The 14,704-nt window shown below is 69.4% G+C and carries 14 protein-coding genes; 7 read left to right on the top strand and 7 right to left on the bottom strand.

The annotated features are described in order from the left end of the window. Both ACQPYY_RS03700 and ACQPYY_RS03695 read right to left on the bottom strand, forming a co-directional pair. Complete coding sequence (locus tag ACQPYY_RS03700) at nucleotides 1-471, bottom strand: carboxymuconolactone decarboxylase family protein (RefSeq protein ID WP_379107439.1); 471 nt, start codon at nucleotides 469-471, stop codon at nucleotides 1-3. Between the two features lie 43 nt (nucleotides 472-514). After that, entirely contained in the window at nucleotides 515-862 is a 348-nt protein-coding gene (locus ACQPYY_RS03695; RefSeq protein WP_433592749.1) for a DoxX family protein, read from the bottom strand. A gap of 430 nt (nucleotides 863-1,292) precedes the next feature. Between ACQPYY_RS03695 and ACQPYY_RS03690 the strand changes: the two genes are divergently transcribed. Together ACQPYY_RS03690 and ACQPYY_RS03685 are read left to right on the top strand one after the other, a co-directional pair. Then, nucleotides 1,293-1,703, top strand: coding sequence for an LppP/LprE family lipoprotein (locus ACQPYY_RS03690; protein ID WP_357089305.1), 411 nt, complete (start codon nucleotides 1,293-1,295; stop codon nucleotides 1,701-1,703). A gap of 207 nt (nucleotides 1,704-1,910) precedes the next feature. Beyond that, entirely contained in the window at nucleotides 1,911-3,134 is a 1,224-nt protein-coding gene (locus tag ACQPYY_RS03685; protein ID WP_433592748.1) for a PucR family transcriptional regulator, read from the top strand. Here ACQPYY_RS03685 and ACQPYY_RS03680 read toward each other — a convergent pair. Next, nucleotides 3,118-4,140, bottom strand: a complete 1,023-nt coding sequence (locus ACQPYY_RS03680) for an FAS1-like dehydratase domain-containing protein (protein ID WP_433592747.1) — start codon at nucleotides 4,138-4,140, stop codon at nucleotides 3,118-3,120. The genes ACQPYY_RS03685 and ACQPYY_RS03680 overlap by 17 nt on opposite strands. 216 nt (nucleotides 4,141-4,356) lie before the next feature. Here ACQPYY_RS03680 and ACQPYY_RS03675 point away from each other — a divergent pair, with 216 nt between their 5' ends. Then, a complete protein-coding gene (locus tag ACQPYY_RS03675; RefSeq protein WP_433592746.1) occupies nucleotides 4,357-5,487 on the top strand; it encodes an esterase/lipase family protein in 1,131 nt (376 codons plus the stop codon). A gap of 40 nt (nucleotides 5,488-5,527) precedes the next feature. Here ACQPYY_RS03675 and ACQPYY_RS03670 read toward each other — a convergent pair whose 3' ends face one another. After that, nucleotides 5,528-6,190 carry a TetR/AcrR family transcriptional regulator gene (locus tag ACQPYY_RS03670; RefSeq protein ID WP_379107434.1) on the bottom strand — a complete coding sequence of 221 codons (663 nt, stop codon included), beginning with the start codon at nucleotides 6,188-6,190 and terminating at the stop codon, nucleotides 5,528-5,530. Between the two features lie 115 nt (nucleotides 6,191-6,305). Here ACQPYY_RS03670 and ACQPYY_RS03665 point away from each other — a divergent pair, with 115 nt between their 5' ends. Next, the gene (locus ACQPYY_RS03665; protein WP_433592745.1) at nucleotides 6,306-7,667 is read left to right on the top strand and encodes an ABC1 kinase family protein; all 1,362 of its coding nucleotides are present in this window, start codon (nucleotides 6,306-6,308) and stop codon (nucleotides 7,665-7,667) included. On the opposite strand, the gene ACQPYY_RS03660 is transcribed toward ACQPYY_RS03665, so the two are convergent. Further along, a complete protein-coding gene (locus tag ACQPYY_RS03660; RefSeq protein WP_433594561.1) occupies nucleotides 7,630-8,553 on the bottom strand; it encodes a formylglycine-generating enzyme family protein in 924 nt (307 codons plus the stop codon). The genes ACQPYY_RS03665 and ACQPYY_RS03660 overlap by 38 nt on opposite strands. A gap of 29 nt (nucleotides 8,554-8,582) precedes the next feature. Further along, nucleotides 8,583-8,885 carry a hypothetical protein gene (locus ACQPYY_RS03655; RefSeq protein ID WP_433592744.1) on the bottom strand — a complete coding sequence of 101 codons (303 nt, stop codon included), beginning with the start codon at nucleotides 8,883-8,885 and terminating at the stop codon, nucleotides 8,583-8,585. 128 nt (nucleotides 8,886-9,013) lie between these two features. On the opposite strand from ACQPYY_RS03655, the gene ACQPYY_RS03650 reads away from it, so the two are divergent. Both ACQPYY_RS03650 and ACQPYY_RS03645 read left to right on the top strand, forming a co-directional pair. After that, nucleotides 9,014-9,958 (top strand): ATP-binding cassette domain-containing protein, encoded by a 945-nt coding sequence (locus tag ACQPYY_RS03650; RefSeq protein WP_379107429.1) that lies wholly within the window; start codon nucleotides 9,014-9,016, stop codon nucleotides 9,956-9,958. Next, the gene (locus ACQPYY_RS03645; RefSeq protein ID WP_379107428.1) at nucleotides 9,955-10,767 is read left to right on the top strand and encodes an ABC transporter permease; all 813 of its coding nucleotides are present in this window, start codon (nucleotides 9,955-9,957) and stop codon (nucleotides 10,765-10,767) included. Before ACQPYY_RS03650 ends, ACQPYY_RS03645 begins: the two co-directional genes overlap by 4 nt. Here ACQPYY_RS03645 and ACQPYY_RS03640 read toward each other — a convergent pair. Further along, nucleotides 10,751-13,912: a BTAD domain-containing putative transcriptional regulator gene (locus ACQPYY_RS03640; protein ID WP_433592743.1), complete on the bottom strand. Its 3,162-nt coding sequence runs from the start codon at nucleotides 13,910-13,912 to the stop codon at nucleotides 10,751-10,753. The two genes, ACQPYY_RS03645 and ACQPYY_RS03640, sit on opposite strands and share 17 nt — an antisense overlap. Before the next feature lie 147 nt (nucleotides 13,913-14,059). Between ACQPYY_RS03640 and ACQPYY_RS03635 the strand changes: the two genes are divergently transcribed. Next, on the top strand, nucleotides 14,060-14,695 hold the full coding sequence (locus ACQPYY_RS03635) for a DUF4097 family beta strand repeat-containing protein (RefSeq protein WP_433592742.1): 636 nt from the start codon (nucleotides 14,060-14,062) through the stop codon (nucleotides 14,693-14,695). Nucleotides 14,696-14,704 lie beyond the last annotated feature (9 nt).

The following is a 14,704-nucleotide window of genomic DNA, read 5'->3' as shown; positions in this document are numbered from 1 at the left end:
TTACCACTGGCCGGGGGTGTAGGAGCCGCCGGCCATGCCCGCGAGGACGTTGAGGCGGTTCCAGGCGTTGATGGTCGCGATGAGAGAGATCAGGGCGCCGATCTGGTCGTCGTCGTAGTGCTTGCGGACCTGGGCCCAGGTGTCGTCGGAGATGGCGGAGGAGGTGTCGGCCAGGCGGGTGCCTTCCTCGGTGAGGGCGAGGGCGGCGCGTTCCGGGTCGGTGAAGACGGTGGATTCGCGCCAGGCCGCGATCATCGCCAGGCGGACGGGGGTCTCGCCGGCGTGGGCGGCGTCCTTGGTGTGCATGTCCAGGCACATCCCGCAGCCGTTGATCTGCGAGGAACGGATCTTCACCAGCTCCTGGGTGGCCTTGGGCAGGCTGGACTCGTCGATCACACGGGCGGCGGTGACCAGTCGCTTGTTGAACTTGGCGGCAATGTCATTGGCGTACAGGTTGAAACGCGGTTCCATGATCTTCTCTTCTCTCGATTGACGGGTTGGTGGTTGGTTTCGGTCAGGCGGCGAAGCCCAGGCCCATGGCCACGGCGACGGGCACCAGGTACAGCAGGGGGAACGGGATGCTGCCGAAGTGGCGAGCCCGAATGATGGTGATCACCGCACCCGCGAAGTACAGGATCAACCCGATGGCAGCGGCCACCCCGACGAAGGGGATGAACAGTCCGGCGATCAGCCCGAACGCGCCCGCCGCCTTGGCCAGGGCCAGCGGGGTCCACCACGCCTCGGGCACCGAATACTGACGCAGCGGGTCGACCACGAACTCGGCCCGGCGGTACAGCGAGAAGGCCGAGAACCCCACCCAAGCGGCGGCCACGACGGTGACGATCACATACGCGATGAACATGACAGACTCCAATTTCCTTGCGGGAGAGGGCGATAGCCGCCCTCAGCGAGTGGTTCAGCCGGGACCTGGAACGTGGTGCGTTTCAGTCGGCTTCGTCAAGGTGACGACGCAACCCGAGGATGTGTGACACGGCCGATCGCGCAACGTTTCTCGGATGGTCCGCGAATAACCGGGTAATACCGAGGGGAGAGGACTGGTCATGAAAAAGATCGTCGGGATTGGTGTGGCGGTGGCGGCGTTGGGGCTGGCTACTGCTTGTCAGGACGGGGCTACCGGGCCCAAGCCGGGTGGGGTAACGACCACCACGGTGGGTGCGCCCGGGGGCGTGCAGCCGACAGGTGGGGAGCAGACACCGGGTCGGGAACAGTCGCCGGGGGTGACGAAGCCCGCGGGGGACGGGGTGCCCGCTACGGCGGGTGGGGGGAATTGCGTGGATTTGAAGTCGCCGGTGGTGACGGCGGCATTGGGGAAGCTCGGGGCGAATGTGGGCGGGGAGGGGTTCTCCGCGCAGAGCGGGACCGAGGCGAAGGTGGGGTCCTGTCCGGCGCTGATGTGGGTGCTGGCGGATACGCCGCATGGGACGGCCAGTTCGCCGTGGCAGGTGATGTTGTTCAACCAGGCCGGGTTCCTGGGGACCGCGACCAAGAAGTCGACGTCCTACACGTCGGTGGTCGGGTCCTCGGACCGCAGTGTGCAGGTGCAGTACCGGTGGCTGGCGGGGAGTGACCCCAGCTGCTGTCCTTCGGGTGGGCCGGTGGTCGTGACGCTCACGCTGGGTGCGGACGGTCATACGGTGACGCCGGATCGGGACTTCCCGACCGAGGTGACCAATCCCAAGTAGTCCTGTCGAAAAGTGAGCAATCCTGCTGCTCCGATGGACCGGGAGCGGCGGGATTTGCTGTATCCGGAGGAAGAATACGCAGGTGGGGCAGGGTATTCCGGGGGCTCGGAGGGGTGATTCGAAAGGGAGTAGAAGGTGAGCTGGTGGTCACTTTAGAGTTCGAATCACCGTGAACTTGCGGTAGATCACCTCGGAAGGGAGTCGATGATGACAACCGACCCAGCGCTCCGCACCGGGCTGACCGTGTCGGGCCGTCCCATGTCCGGGCCGCTGCAGGACGTGCGCACGCTGTCCCGGCAATTGGTGGGGCATTTCGTCGACACCGTGATCCCGTGCGGCACCCTGCCCGGGGATGTGATCTCCGGGGACGTCACCCGGGTCACCCGGGTCTGCCTGGAGCTGGCCGTCAGCATGTTGGACGGCAAGGACATTCCCGCGAAGGTCGAGCGGCTGTCGGACGCCGCCGCGGGGTGGGCGCGGGAGGGGGTGCCGATCGACACCGTGCTGCATTCGGTCCACGAGGGATTCAAGGTCGGGATGGACCTGATCACCTCCGGGGCCACCGCACAGGATTACGCGCACCTGATGGACGCCGCCAGACTGGTGGTGGAGCTGCTGGACACCATCAGCGCGACGGTGGCGCGGGCGTACGTGAGTGAGCTCCGGGCGGTGGTCAGCGAACACCACAATGCCGTGCACACCCTCACCTCGGCGCTGCTGGGCGGCCACCCGACCTCCACCATGGCCCGCGAATGCGGCATCGATATCGCGGCCGAGTATTCGGTGGTGGCCCTGGACATTCCGCGGCATCCGGACGAACAGCATCCGATGCTGGACGGAAAAGTGGTGGCCCGCCGCAAATTACGCCGCGTGCAGGCCGAACTCGCCACACGCTGCGGAGAATCCGCGCTGGCGCTGTTGAGCGTGGACGGCGGCACCGTCCTGTTGCCCACCACGAGCCCGATCACCGAACAACTCGACGAACTGCTCACACAATTGTCGGCGGCCGCGCGCGTTCCCATCACCGCGACGGTGGTCGTCGCCGCACCGTCCGATATCCCGTCGGCCGCCGACCGGGCCCACGAACTCCTGGACATCGTGCACCGCCTGGCCTGCGAACCGGGCCTCTACCGATTCACCGATATGGCGCTGGAATACCAGCTCACCCGGCCCGGCCTGGGCCGCGAAACCCTCGGGGCCCTCCTGGATCCGCTCGACCCGCATCCCGAACTGCTGCAAACCCTGCGCTGCCACATCAGCACGAACCTCAACCGCCGCCGCACCGCGCGTTTGATGCACATCCACACCAACACCGTCGACTACCGGGTCAAACGCATCTGCCAGATCACCGGTTTCGACCCGACGGTGACCTCTGGTCTGTGGCAGCTGCGGGCGGCCCTGATCGCGCGCTCCTTCACCGACCGCGAGTAGCCGCGAACGACACTTCCGCGGTGGCGTAACCGAACAGCTTGCGCCCCTGCGATCGGGCGTCGATCGCGATCGTCGCGGTCCGCCGCCGCCGGTCACAGGCGATGACGCGGCCGTTGAACTCGATATCCGCGCCCTCGAAACGCGGAACCGCGAGATAGTGCACGTGATTGGCGAATTCGGCCCAGAACTTGACGACCGCGGCCGGATCCCGGGTCCACGAACTGACATACCCGGTGGCCAGCGCCAGCACCAGCTGCCCGGGCGCGACCCGCACGGGCCGCCCCGACGCGGTGAACCGACGGCGGTCGACCTCCGTATCCCCCACCGCGAGCGCGTAGTTCGCCAGATCGCGTGCCGTCACGGTGGCTCCCGCCGTGGGCAGGACGGTATTGACGGCCAGATCGTCGAAATCGATGTGCGGGCCCTCCGCTCGCGGCTGCCCGCTGCGCCGGACGGCCGCCCGGACCACCGGGTCGGCGTATTCGGTGAGACCCGCCCTGGCGACCGGCCGGGTGCGGGCCGGCGCGCCGCCGGTCTCGCGACCCCCGACCAGCAGAGCCGTGGAGCAGGTCTGCACCGGCTTCCCGTGCTGATCGGTGAGCGCGCCGGAGACGGTCACGACATCGAAAGACCGGAAATGGCGGAATGATTCGATGGAGAAATCGCAGTTCAGCACGTCCCCCGCGAGTAACGGACGACCGATCTCGAGGGTTTGGTCCACGTGGACGACCCGGTCCGCCCGATATCCGGTGATCAACCGTTCGAGGACTTCGCGACGCGCCTGCTGCCACACCAGCGCCCCGAAGGTCGGCGGGGCGACGAGTGCGTCGAAACCCCAGCGCGCCGCCGCGGATTCCTGCCAATGCGCGGGATGGTAAGCCTGCACGGCTCGCGCGAACTCCCGAATCCTGCCGCGCTCCACCGGAAACGAACCCGCGCACCGATAGTGGTGCCCGACCAGCGCACGCGCCTGCTCCGCGGCCGTGCTCCGAGCATCTGTGTTCACCCGAACGATGATTCGCCGCCCGCCTGGCTACTCGCGCGTTCGTTCGTCAGATTCAGAAGAGTCACCACCGCGCGAAACCGGGTCTGTGACGGAGAACCCCCGCATCGGCGCACCCTTTGTTGCGCGCCATGGCTGCGCCACCGCCGATTCGGGCTGCTTTCCAAACTCCCGTTCAGCACCGGCCCGACCAGCGTTTCCGCTCCTAGGTTCGCCCTCATGAGACGAAGAACCCGCCCGCACGCGCTACGGGCACTGGTCATAGTGGGAGTGTCACTGCTGACGCTCGGATTCGCCGGGAACGCGGCGGCCGAACCCTCCGGCAGCGGCGGCACCGGATCGGCCTGCACCTCCGGGAGCGGCGCCGGCTCGGGCAATGGCTCCGGAAACTGTTTCGGCGGTTCGGGATCCAGCACCGGACTGTCGGGCGGCTACGCCTCCGACACCGTCGGCTCCGGTCCGCCCATGACGTCCTGGCTGGCCGCGTTCGGGTACGGCCTGGCCAATCCGGATGTCGCGCCGCCCGGCACCAATGACTGGAACTGCAAGCCGACCGCCGCGCATCCGCGTCCGGTGGTGCTGGTGCACGGCACCTGGATGAACGCCTACAACGGTTTCGCGTACATGAGCAAGCCCATCACCGACGCCGGATTCTGCACCTTCACCTTCAATTACGGCCGTTCCGGCCTGGTGCAGGGCGGCGGGCTGGGTTCGGTGCTGCCGGGCGTGATGGGCACCGGCTACATCCAGGATTCGGCGAAACAGCTCGCCGTGTTCGTGGATCGGGTCCTGACGGCGACCGGCGCACCGCAGGTCGACCTCGTCGCGCATTCGCAGGGCGGGCCGATGTCGGGCTGGTACACCAAGTTCGAGGGCGGCGGCGCGAAGGTGAAACACCTGATCACCTATGGCGCGACGCATCACGGCACCTCGCTCGACGGGATCGGCGCGCTGGGCCGGGCGATCAACAACTTCGGTATCGACGTGCTCGGCTTCGTGGAGCTGTTCGTCGGGCACGCCGGTATCCAACAGACCATCGGATCGGATTTCATCACCAAGCTGAACGCGGGCGGCGACACCGTGCCGGGCATCGACTACACGGTGGTCGGCACCCGCTACGACGAGATCACCAACCCGTCGGAGCTGACCTATCTGAAGGCGGGTCCGGGTGCGCGCGTGGACAATATCGTGCTCCAGGACGGCTGTGAGCAGGATGTCTCCGACCATCTGACGCTCATGTACTCGCCGCGAGCGCTGTCGATCGCCTTACGGGCACTGGATCCGGAGCTGTTCCCGACGCTGCAGTGCACCTTCAATCCGTGGGTGATCGGCGGCGGCGGCGGATTGTAGACGCCGCGGTCGGGGGGCTCGGCGGACATCGCCATCACCGTCATCGGGTGGTGTCCGCCGGGCTGCCGTCCATTTCGGCGCTGATCCACGCCGCGATCATGTACCCGGTCATGGCGACGACCTCCTGCCGCTCGTCACTGCCGACCTCGAGCGCGGACGCGCGCATCACCCCGGCGAATCCGGTATTGACCAGCACCGCGGCCATCACATCGTATTTGTGGTCGTTGCCCGGGCCGAGCAGCTGGATGAGCAGCACCTTGACCAGCAGCCGCAGCCGCGGCTCGAACTCCGGCAGGCCGCTGTTGTAGAACTGCACGCCGCCGACCAGGGCCCGCACCAGCTTCGCGTTCGCGACCGGTTCCTGGGTGAACATCTCCAGCAGTCCGGTCACCACGTCGGTGCGCGACCGGAGGGTCTGCGTCTCCGATTGCGGCGGCAGCCCGGAAAGCCATTGGGTGAAGCGGTTCTCGACCCGTTGCAGCAGCTGCTCGAGCAGTTCGTCGACCATGACGCCGCGATCGGCGAAGTACCGGTAGACGGTGCCGATGCTGACCTCGGCCTCGGCCGCGATCCGATTGGTGGAGGTGTCGGCGATGCCGCGCTCGCCGAACAGCCGCGCGGCGGTGTCGAGGATGTGCGCGCGGGTGGCCTTCGACCGCTCCTGGGTGGGTCCACGACGCTGTCGCGCTGCCTTCGGCGGCATCACAGCCTCCCTGCTGTGCGGCGAAAATGAGCTTTGCTCATCTTAGGGCTGCGAGCGCGACCCGGCTGTATGTTGTTGCCACACAGGCTCGAAGGCCCACACGGAGGTGCCATCCATGACCCGTCGAGTACGCGGCGGCCGGGTGGCCCGGGGCGGCCGATTGGGCACGCTGGCCGCCGGGCAAGCCCTGCGCGGAGCGGGAACCCGTGTGCAGATGATCGGCCGCACCGAGGAGGCCCGGCGCGTCCTCGCCGAACGGTCCACGTTGCAGGCGGCGCAACAGCTGGTCACCGTCCTCGGCGGGATGAAGGGCGCGGCGATGAAGCTGGGCCAGATGCTCTCGGTGCTCGAGGTCGACCTGATCCCGGAGGCGCATCGGGAGATGTTCCGCGCCAAGCTCGCCGAATTGCGCGACCGCGCCCCCGCCGTGGATTTCGCGGCCATGCGCAAGGTCATCGAGGACGATCTCGGTCCGTTGTCCCGCGTCTTCGCCGAATTCGACGAGACCCCGGTCGCCGCCGCCTCCATCGGGCAGGTCTACCGCGCCACCCTGCACGACGGCCGCACCGTGGCGGTGAAGGCCAAGTATCCGGGCGTCGACGACGCCGTCGCCGCGGACATGCGCAATCTCGAATTCTTCAGCAGGCTCTGGAAATCCGCGCTGCCCAGCGCCGCCGACGGCGGTGTCCTCGACGAGATCGCCCGCACTATCGGCACCGAACTCGACTACGTGCGTGAGGCCCGCACCCAGCACCGCGTCGCCGCCCGTTACCGCGGCCACCCCTACATCGTGGTCCCCGACAGCATCGAAGAATTCTGCGCGCCACACGTTCTCGTCACCGAATTCATCGACGGCTCCCCCTTCGAGCACATCCGCACCCTGCCCGCCGCCGACCGCGACCGCCTCGGCGAACTCATCTACCGCTTCTACATCACCGGCCTTTTCACCGACGACGAGTTCTGCGGTGACCCGCACCCCGGCAATATGCTGCTCGCCGCCGACGGCCGCATCGGCTTCGTGGATTTCGGCCTCTACCACCGGATGGACCCGCGGCACGTCGAATTCGAACGCACCGCCCTGCGCGCCGCCGCCGAGAACCGGCCCCAGGACCTGTACGACCTGTGGACCAACCGCGGCATCATCGACCCGGCCGCGGGCGTCACGCCCCAGGAGTGCTTCGAATACGTGTGGGCCGCGGCCGGATGGCATCTCCTCGACGAGGAGATCACCATCACCCCGGAACTCGCCACGGCCGCCGTCGTCCACGCCGTCGACCCGCGCTCGGCCGACTTCCGCGGCATGCGCCGCCAGCTCCTGCCGCCCGAGCACGTCTTCTCCCGCCGCGCCGACCTGCTCACCTTCGCGGCACTCGGCCAACTCGGAGCGACCGGCAACTGGCACCGGATCGCCCGGGAATGGCTCTACGACGAACCGCCGGTCACCGAGATCGGCCGTCGTTCGCGCCGTCACGCATGACCGTCCGGAAGCCGAGGTGGCAGGTGGACGTGTCCTCGGTCTGGCCCTGCCGGGCCGCCGGTCGATACCGCAGGCAGTAGTTGGGTGCGCACAGGAACGAGCCGCCCTTGGTGACGCGACGCGGAAAGCGTTCCGCCGTATCGGATTCCGTGGCGATCGGGTTGGCGGGCGCGCAGCACGAGGCGGGCGCGGGACGCCGGTGGTCAGCGGTGAAGAGGTCGCTGGTCCACTCCCAGACATTGCCGGTCATGTCCGACAGGCCGTAACCGTTGGGCGGATAGGTGCCCACGGCGGTGGTGCCGGGCTGTTCGGATTGTCCACGGGCGGGGAGGAATTCCCACGGGAAGCGGCCCGTCCAGGTATTGGCCATGCGGCGGCCGCGTGGTTCGAACTCGTCACCCCAGGCGTAGGTGGCGGCGTCGAGACCGCCGCGGGCGGCGAATTCCCACTCGGCTTCCGTCGGGAGCGATCTGCCCGCCCAGGCGGCGTAGGCGGTGGCGTCCTCGTGGGCGATCTGGGTGACGGGATGACGGTCGAGGCCGTCGAGGCTGCCGGCCGGGCCGCGCGGATGCCGCCACGACGCGCCGGGTACGTATGCCCACCACCGCCGGTAGTCGTCGAGGCGTACCGGTCCGGTGGTGCGCTGGAAGACCAGTCCGCCGGGCACCAGGTCGGCGGGATCCGCGCCTGGGAAATCGTCTGGGTCCAAGGGTCTTTCGGCAACCGTCACATACCCGGTCGCCTTCACGAAGCGGCGGAACTCGGCGTTGGTCACCGGGTGCTCGTCGATCCAGAACGGTTCGACGGTCACGGTGTGGACCGGTCGCTCCTCGGGGAAGAAGTCCTCCGAGCCCATGGCGAAGCTGCCGCCCGGCACCCGCACCATGCCCTTCGGGGTTACGGGCAACCCGGTGGTCACCGCTCGTCGAAGCCCACCGCGGGGCCTCGGTAGCGGTCGGCGCGGTGGGATAGTCGCTCGGAGAAGGTCTCGGCCCAGGCCATCGACTCGGTCTCGTCGGCGCTCTTCGCACGACGCCGGGTCGCCGACGGCGAGGTCGACGGCCGGCGCTTCGAGCCGCCCGGACGCGCCTGGAACGCCAGCACCCGAACTCCCCAGGCCACGTATGCCGCCACGCTCATCCCCGCGCATTCGGCGGCATCGCTGAGGGTGAGCCAGTCGTCATCCCCGACGCTCACCACGATGTCCCTGCTTGCCATGACTGAACGGTAGTCCGATCGGGTCTCCGTCGCCGGTAAACCCAGGTCCAATGCCGTGTCAGGAGTGTCAGGAGCCGTATCAGGTCGGCATCAGGCCGATATCAGGCGCCGGGTCGAAAGTTCTCCCCATGAACAGCACAGCAATCGCGGCCTCGGGGCTGCGGAAGGCGTACGGGGACAAGACGATCCTCGACGGCATCGATCTGACCATCGCGACCGGCAGCATCTTCTCGCTGCTCGGGCCGAACGGGGCGGGCAAGACGACCACGGTCAACGTGCTGACCACCCTGCTGCGGGCCGACGGGGGGACGGCCCGCGTCGCCGGATACGACATCGCCACCGAGACCCGCGCGGTGCGGGCGGCGATCGGGGTCACCGGTCAGTTCGCGGCGGTCGACGACCTGCTCACCGGCGAGGAGAACCTGCGGCTCATGGCGGACCTGCACCGCCTGCGCGGCAGCGAGAGCAAGCGGGTGGTCGCCGGCCTGCTCGAGCGGTTCGAGCTGACCGAGTCGGCACGCAAGCCGGCCTCGACCTACTCCGGCGGCATGCGCCGCAAACTGGACCTGGCCATGACCCTGGTGACCAAGCCGGACATCGTCTTCCTCGACGAGCCGACCACCGGACTGGACCCGCGCAGCCGCCGCACCATGTGGGAGATCGTGCGCGAGCTGACCTCCGACGGCGTCACCATCTTCCTCACCACCCAGTACCTCGAGGAAGCCGACCAGCTGGCCGACCGGATCGCGGTACTCGACGGCGGGCGCATCGTCGCCGAGGGCACGCCCGACGACCTCAAGCGCCGGGTGCCGGGCAGCTACCTGCAGCTCCGGTTCCGCGACAGCGCGCAGCTGGAAGCGGCCGCCCGGATCCTGCCCGACGGCACCGCCGACCACGAGGCCCTCACCCTCCAGGTGCCGGGCGACGGCGGGTCGAATGCCCTGCGCGCCTTGCTGAACCGGCTCGCCGACCACTCGATCGAAGCCACCGACGTTTCCATCCACACCCCCGATCTCGACGACGTTTTCCTTGCCCTGACCGGGCACGCCACCACGGAGGCCGACGCAGCATGAGCACCATCGTTTCCACCGAATCCACCGCGACCGACCGCACCGGCGCCACCGGCGGCCTGAGCGCCTCGCTCGGCGACTCCACGATCATGTTGCGCCGCAACTTCAAACACATCGCCCGCAACCCCGTCGCCATCTTCAATGCCGCGCTGATGCCGGTGATGATGCTGCTGATCTTCGTCTACGTGTTCGGCAGCGCCTTCAATGTCGGCGAGGACTACATCAACTACGCGACACCGGGCATGATCCTGCTGGCCATCAGCTACGGACTCTCCGGCACCGCGGTGTCGGTCAGCTCGGACATGGCCAAGGGCATCATCAACCGGTTCAAGGTCATGGACGTCTCCCGCGGCGCGGTGCTGACCGGGCACGTGGTGGCGACCATGCTGACCAACCTGATCGCCATCGCCGCCGTGCTCGGCGTGGCCTTCGCCCTGGGCTTCCGGTCCCCGGCCTCGGCCACCGAATGGCTGGGCGCGGTCGGCGTCATGGTGGCGACCTCGTTCGCGGCCTCCTGGCTGACCGTCGCGCTGGGCATGGCGGCCAAGACCCCCGAGTCGGCGGGCATGTCGGTGGTGCCGCTGATCATGCTGCCCTTCGTCAGCAGCGCGATCGTCCCGGCCGACCAGATGGGCCAGGGCGTGCGGCAGTTCGCCCAGTACCAGCCCTTCACGCCGATCATCGAAGCCCTGCGCGGCTTCCTGACCGGTCATCCGTCGGGCGGCTACACCGCCGCCGCGCTGGCCTGGTGCGCCGGGTTCGCCATCGTCGGATACCTGTGGTCGCGAGCCACTTTCAGCAAGCGAGCGTGACCCGGGCCAGCTCGTGCCAGTCCGCCCGCGCCCCCTCCCCCGCCGCCTCGGTGAAGCCGTCTTCACCGAGGCGGCTTCGTGTCGTCTGCTCGATTCGGGCCACATCCGGATGCGAGCGGTCGGCCAGGCCGCGTACCGCGTCACCTGCCGCCAGCAGTCGCACGGCCTGCTCGGCCTGGCCGTCGCGCAGGGCCAGATCGGCGATGCCGACGATGATCCGGGCCAGCAGGGGGGCGTGCCCGCCGGCGGTCGCCGCCTGGAAAGCCGCGGCGCGTTCCGTTCTGGCGGCGACGGTGTCCTCGGCCAGATAGCCGCGCAGATCGTGGATCAGGGCGCTCATGAAGGGCTGACCCACATCCTCACCCAACATCATGGTCGCGAACGCGATCTGACGCTCGGTCTCCGCGCCGTCGCCGTTCCAGCGGGCCAGTTCCGCTCGCGCCAAGGCCAGTTCGGCCAGGCCACTCGGCCACGCCGCTTGATCCGCGTACCGCTGCGCCTCGGTCAACGCGACCGCGCTCGCCTCGAAATCACCGAGCAGCCAGTACAACTGGGCCTGGCGTGATCGCATCCGGACGGCGTCCTCGATCGCGCCGACCTCGGTGGCCGCGGCCACCGCCTGCTCGAAATACGCGCACGCGCGGCCGAATTCGCCGCGCATGGCGATCCGGTCGGCCAGCTCGGTCAGCGCGAACGACATGCCCCAGCGTTCACCGATGGCCCGGAACTCGGCCAGCGCCAACTCCAGCTGCTCGTCGGCCCGCTCCCCGTCCTGACCGAGCACGACCCGCAGCTTGCCGGTCTGCAACCGGGCCAGCGCCCGCACCCACGGGTCCGCGTCGTCGAGCAGCGCTTCGAAGGCCGGCAGGAACTCGTCGGGCCCCTGCAACATTCGTTCCAGGGCCGCGAGGAAGGCCAGGGCCGGATGACTGGCCTGGATGCCCTGGCTGACCTCGCTCGCCTTGTGGATCCACTCCTCCACCTGATGCTGGTCGCCGGGGCCGGAGGTCGCGAAGTGCACGACCAGCCCGTACACGGTGGCCCGGGTCTCGGCGTCGACCGCCTCGCCGGGCAGCGCCGCGGCGGCGCTCACCAGTTCCAGGCCCTCGGCCTTGTGGCCGCTGAGCCACCAGTACCACCCCGCGGCGGCGGCCAGCCCCAGCGCGCCGGGCGCGTCCGCGGCGGCGAGAGCGCCGCGCATGGCGGCCGCGATGTTGTCGTACTCGGCGTCCAGAACCGCCAGCCACCGCACCTGTTCGGCGCGGCGCAGATGCGGTTCCGCGGTCGCGGCCAGCGCCGTGAAGCAGGCGAGATGCGCGCGGCGCGCGGCGTCGGACTCCCCCGCTTCGACGAGACGATCGCGGGCGTACTGCTTGATGGTGTCGAGCATGCGATAGCGCGGCTCGTCGTCACCCGCGGTGCGCAGCAAGGATTTCTCGGTCAGCGTGGTCAGCAGTTCGAGCACCTCCCACTGCTCGACCGCCGTCTCCGCGCCGAACTCGGCGGCCGCGCACACCTGCTCGGCCGCTTCCAGCGTCGCGCCGCCGGAGAACACGGCCAAGCGGCGCAAGACCTTTCGCTCGGCGGCGGTGAGCAGCTCCCAGCTCCAGTCGACCACCGCGCGCAGGGTGCGGTGCTGCGGGATCGCGGTGCGGCTGCCGCCGGTCAGCAGCCGGAAGCGGTCGTCGAGACGGTCAGCCAGCTGCTCGAGGGACATGGTGCGCAGGCGCGCGGCGGCCAGTTCGATGGCCAGCGGGATCCCGTCCAGCGCCCGGCACACCCGGGCCATGGTCGACAAGGTGCGGGCATCGGCCGCGAGATCCTTGCGGACCGCGCTCGCCCGGTCGCGCAGCAGCTGGACGGCCGGGGAGGATTCGATCTCGGCGGCGTCGGCGTTCCCGGCCGGCAGGGCCAGCGGCTCGACCTGCCAGAGCGCCTCACCCGTGATGCCCAGGGGCTCACGGCTGGTCGCGAGGATGCGCAACCGCCGGCACTCGCCGAGCATGCGGTGCGCGAAGGCGGCCGCGGCCTCGATGACGTGTTCGCAGTTGTCGAGGATCAGCAGCATGTCGCGGTCGCGGACGGCCGCGATGAGCCGGTCGACGGGTTCCGCGTTGGGCGCGCCGCCGAGCAGCGCGTCGCGCAGGCCGAGCGCGGCCAGCGCTGACTGGGCGAGATCGCCACTCGCGCCCGCCGATGCCAGCTCCACCAGCCACGCCCCGTCCGGCAGCTCGGCGAGCATGGCGCGCCCGGTCTCGGTGGCCAGCCGGGTCTTACCGGAACCGCCGGGACCGGTCACCGTCGTGAGCCGGTGTGCCGCAACGAGTTCCCGCACGGCGTCGAGGTCCGCCCGCTTGCCGACGAAGCTGGTCAGCTCGGCGCGCAGATTGGTACGGCGATCCTCCTCACGCTGCGCGCCCACCTCGCCGCGCAGCAGCGCGACATGCAGCGCGGACAGTTCCGGCGAGGGGTCCACACCCAGCTCGTCGGCGAGAGCCTCGCGGGTGCGCTGATAGACGGTCAGCGCCTCCGCGCCGCGGCCTGCGGCGGCGAGCGCGCGCATCAGGGAACCGGCGAGACGTTCCCGCACCGGGTTTCGATCCACCAGCTCGGTCAGCTCGGCGACCAGGCCCGCGCCGCGGCCGAGCCGGACCTCCGTCTCGTAGAGATCCTCGGCGGCGGCCAGGCGCAGACCGTCGAAGCGGGTGATCGCGGCGTCGACAGCCGCGTTCTCCTGCGCGCCGAGGTCCTGCAGGGGCGCACCGCGCCATAGTTCCAGGGCCTCGCGCAGGGCCTGCGCCTGCTGGGCTTCGACGCCGCCGCGGGCCGCGTCCAGCAGCTGTTCGAAGCGGACCGCGTCCACGGCGCGGGGTGCGACGGCCAGCCGGTAGCCGCCCGGCTGCACGTCGATCACGCCGTCCGGCAGCACCTTTCGCAGCCGGGACACCAGCGCCTGCAAGGCGTTCGCCGCGTCGGCGGGCGGCTGCTCGCCCCAGATCCAGTCGACCAGTGCGCTTTTCGCGACCGCGCGGCCGGGTTCGAGGGCCAGCGCGATCAACAACGCCCGCAACCGGACACCCGGCACGTCCAGGGATCCACCGTCCTCGGTTCGGATCTCGAGCGGTCCAAGCATCCTGATCTGCACCGGACCATTGTGCCGTCAACCCGTGACCGGGGCAGAACCTGTGTCAGCGGCCGTGTCAGGACAGCGTCAGCCCGCTGTCAGCGCGGGCCGTCAGAGTTACTCCCATCAGCCCGGTACCAGCCGGAATCGCACCCAGAGGAGCACGTCATGACCGCCTTCGAGACCCCCGCCCCGATCACCGTCGACGTCGCCGTGGCCGCCGGGAACGTCACCGTCACCGCCGCCGACCGCACCGAATCCGTCGTCGACATCCGGCCCGCGAACCCCGGCAAGAAAGAGGACGTGCGCGCCACCGAACAGGTCCGGATCGACTTCACCGACGGCGTCCTCACCGTGCAGACCCCCACCGGCTGGCGCGCCCACAACCCCTTCGCCGCCGTCGGGACCATCGCGGTCACCATCGCCGTCCCCACCGGCTCCCGCCTCACCGGCACGGTCGGCCTGGGCACCCTGTTCGGCGCCGGCGGCCTCGGCGACTGCGAACTCGAGGTGTCCGCCGGCGACATCACCGTCGATCGCCCCCAGGGCTCGGTGACCGCGAAGGTCGCCAAGGGCGACATCCACATCACCGAAGCCGCCCGCGGCGTCCTGCGCCTGGAAACCTCCATGGGCGACCTCACCGTCGGCATCAAGCCCGGCAGCGCCGCCCAACTGGAGTCCAACACCAAGTCCGGCTCGGTCCAGAACCGCCTGGCCGCCGTCGACCAGCCCCAGGACCTCGTCCAGGTCTACGCCCACACCTCCTTCGGTAATGTCAGCATCGGCCAGGGCACCGCCGCCTGACCCTTCCGA

Origin of the sequence: Nocardia sp. CA-145437 (genome assembly GCF_050956485.1) — a bacterium.
Lineage (GTDB): Bacteria > Actinomycetota > Actinomycetes > Mycobacteriales > Mycobacteriaceae > Nocardia.
This window is presented reverse-complemented; position numbering and strand designations above follow the sequence as displayed.

Coding starts and splice junctions, on each gene's coding strand:
- ACQPYY_RS03700 (WP_379107439.1), bottom strand. CDS start 471: ATGGAACCGCGTTTCAACCTGTACGCCAATGACATTGCCGCCAAGTTC.
- ACQPYY_RS03695 (WP_433592749.1), bottom strand. CDS start 862: ATGTTCATCGCGTATGTGATCGTCACCGTCGTGGCCGCCGCTTGGGTG.
- ACQPYY_RS03685 (WP_433592748.1), top strand. CDS start 1,911: ATGACAACCGACCCAGCGCTCCGCACCGGGCTGACCGTGTCGGGCCGT.
- ACQPYY_RS03675 (WP_433592746.1), top strand. CDS start 4,357: ATGAGACGAAGAACCCGCCCGCACGCGCTACGGGCACTGGTCATAGTG.
- ACQPYY_RS03670 (WP_379107434.1), bottom strand. CDS start 6,190: ATGCCGCCGAAGGCAGCGCGACAGCGTCGTGGACCCACCCAGGAGCGG.
- ACQPYY_RS03665 (WP_433592745.1), top strand. CDS start 6,306: ATGACCCGTCGAGTACGCGGCGGCCGGGTGGCCCGGGGCGGCCGATTG.
- ACQPYY_RS03660 (WP_433594561.1), bottom strand. CDS start 8,553: ATGGTGCGGGTGCCGGGCGGCAGCTTCGCCATGGGCTCGGAGGACTTC.
- ACQPYY_RS03655 (WP_433592744.1), bottom strand. CDS start 8,885: ATGGCAAGCAGGGACATCGTGGTGAGCGTCGGGGATGACGACTGGCTC.
- ACQPYY_RS03650 (WP_379107429.1), top strand. CDS start 9,014: ATGAACAGCACAGCAATCGCGGCCTCGGGGCTGCGGAAGGCGTACGGG.
- ACQPYY_RS03645 (WP_379107428.1), top strand. CDS start 9,955: ATGAGCACCATCGTTTCCACCGAATCCACCGCGACCGACCGCACCGGC.
- ACQPYY_RS03635 (WP_433592742.1), top strand. CDS start 14,060: ATGACCGCCTTCGAGACCCCCGCCCCGATCACCGTCGACGTCGCCGTG.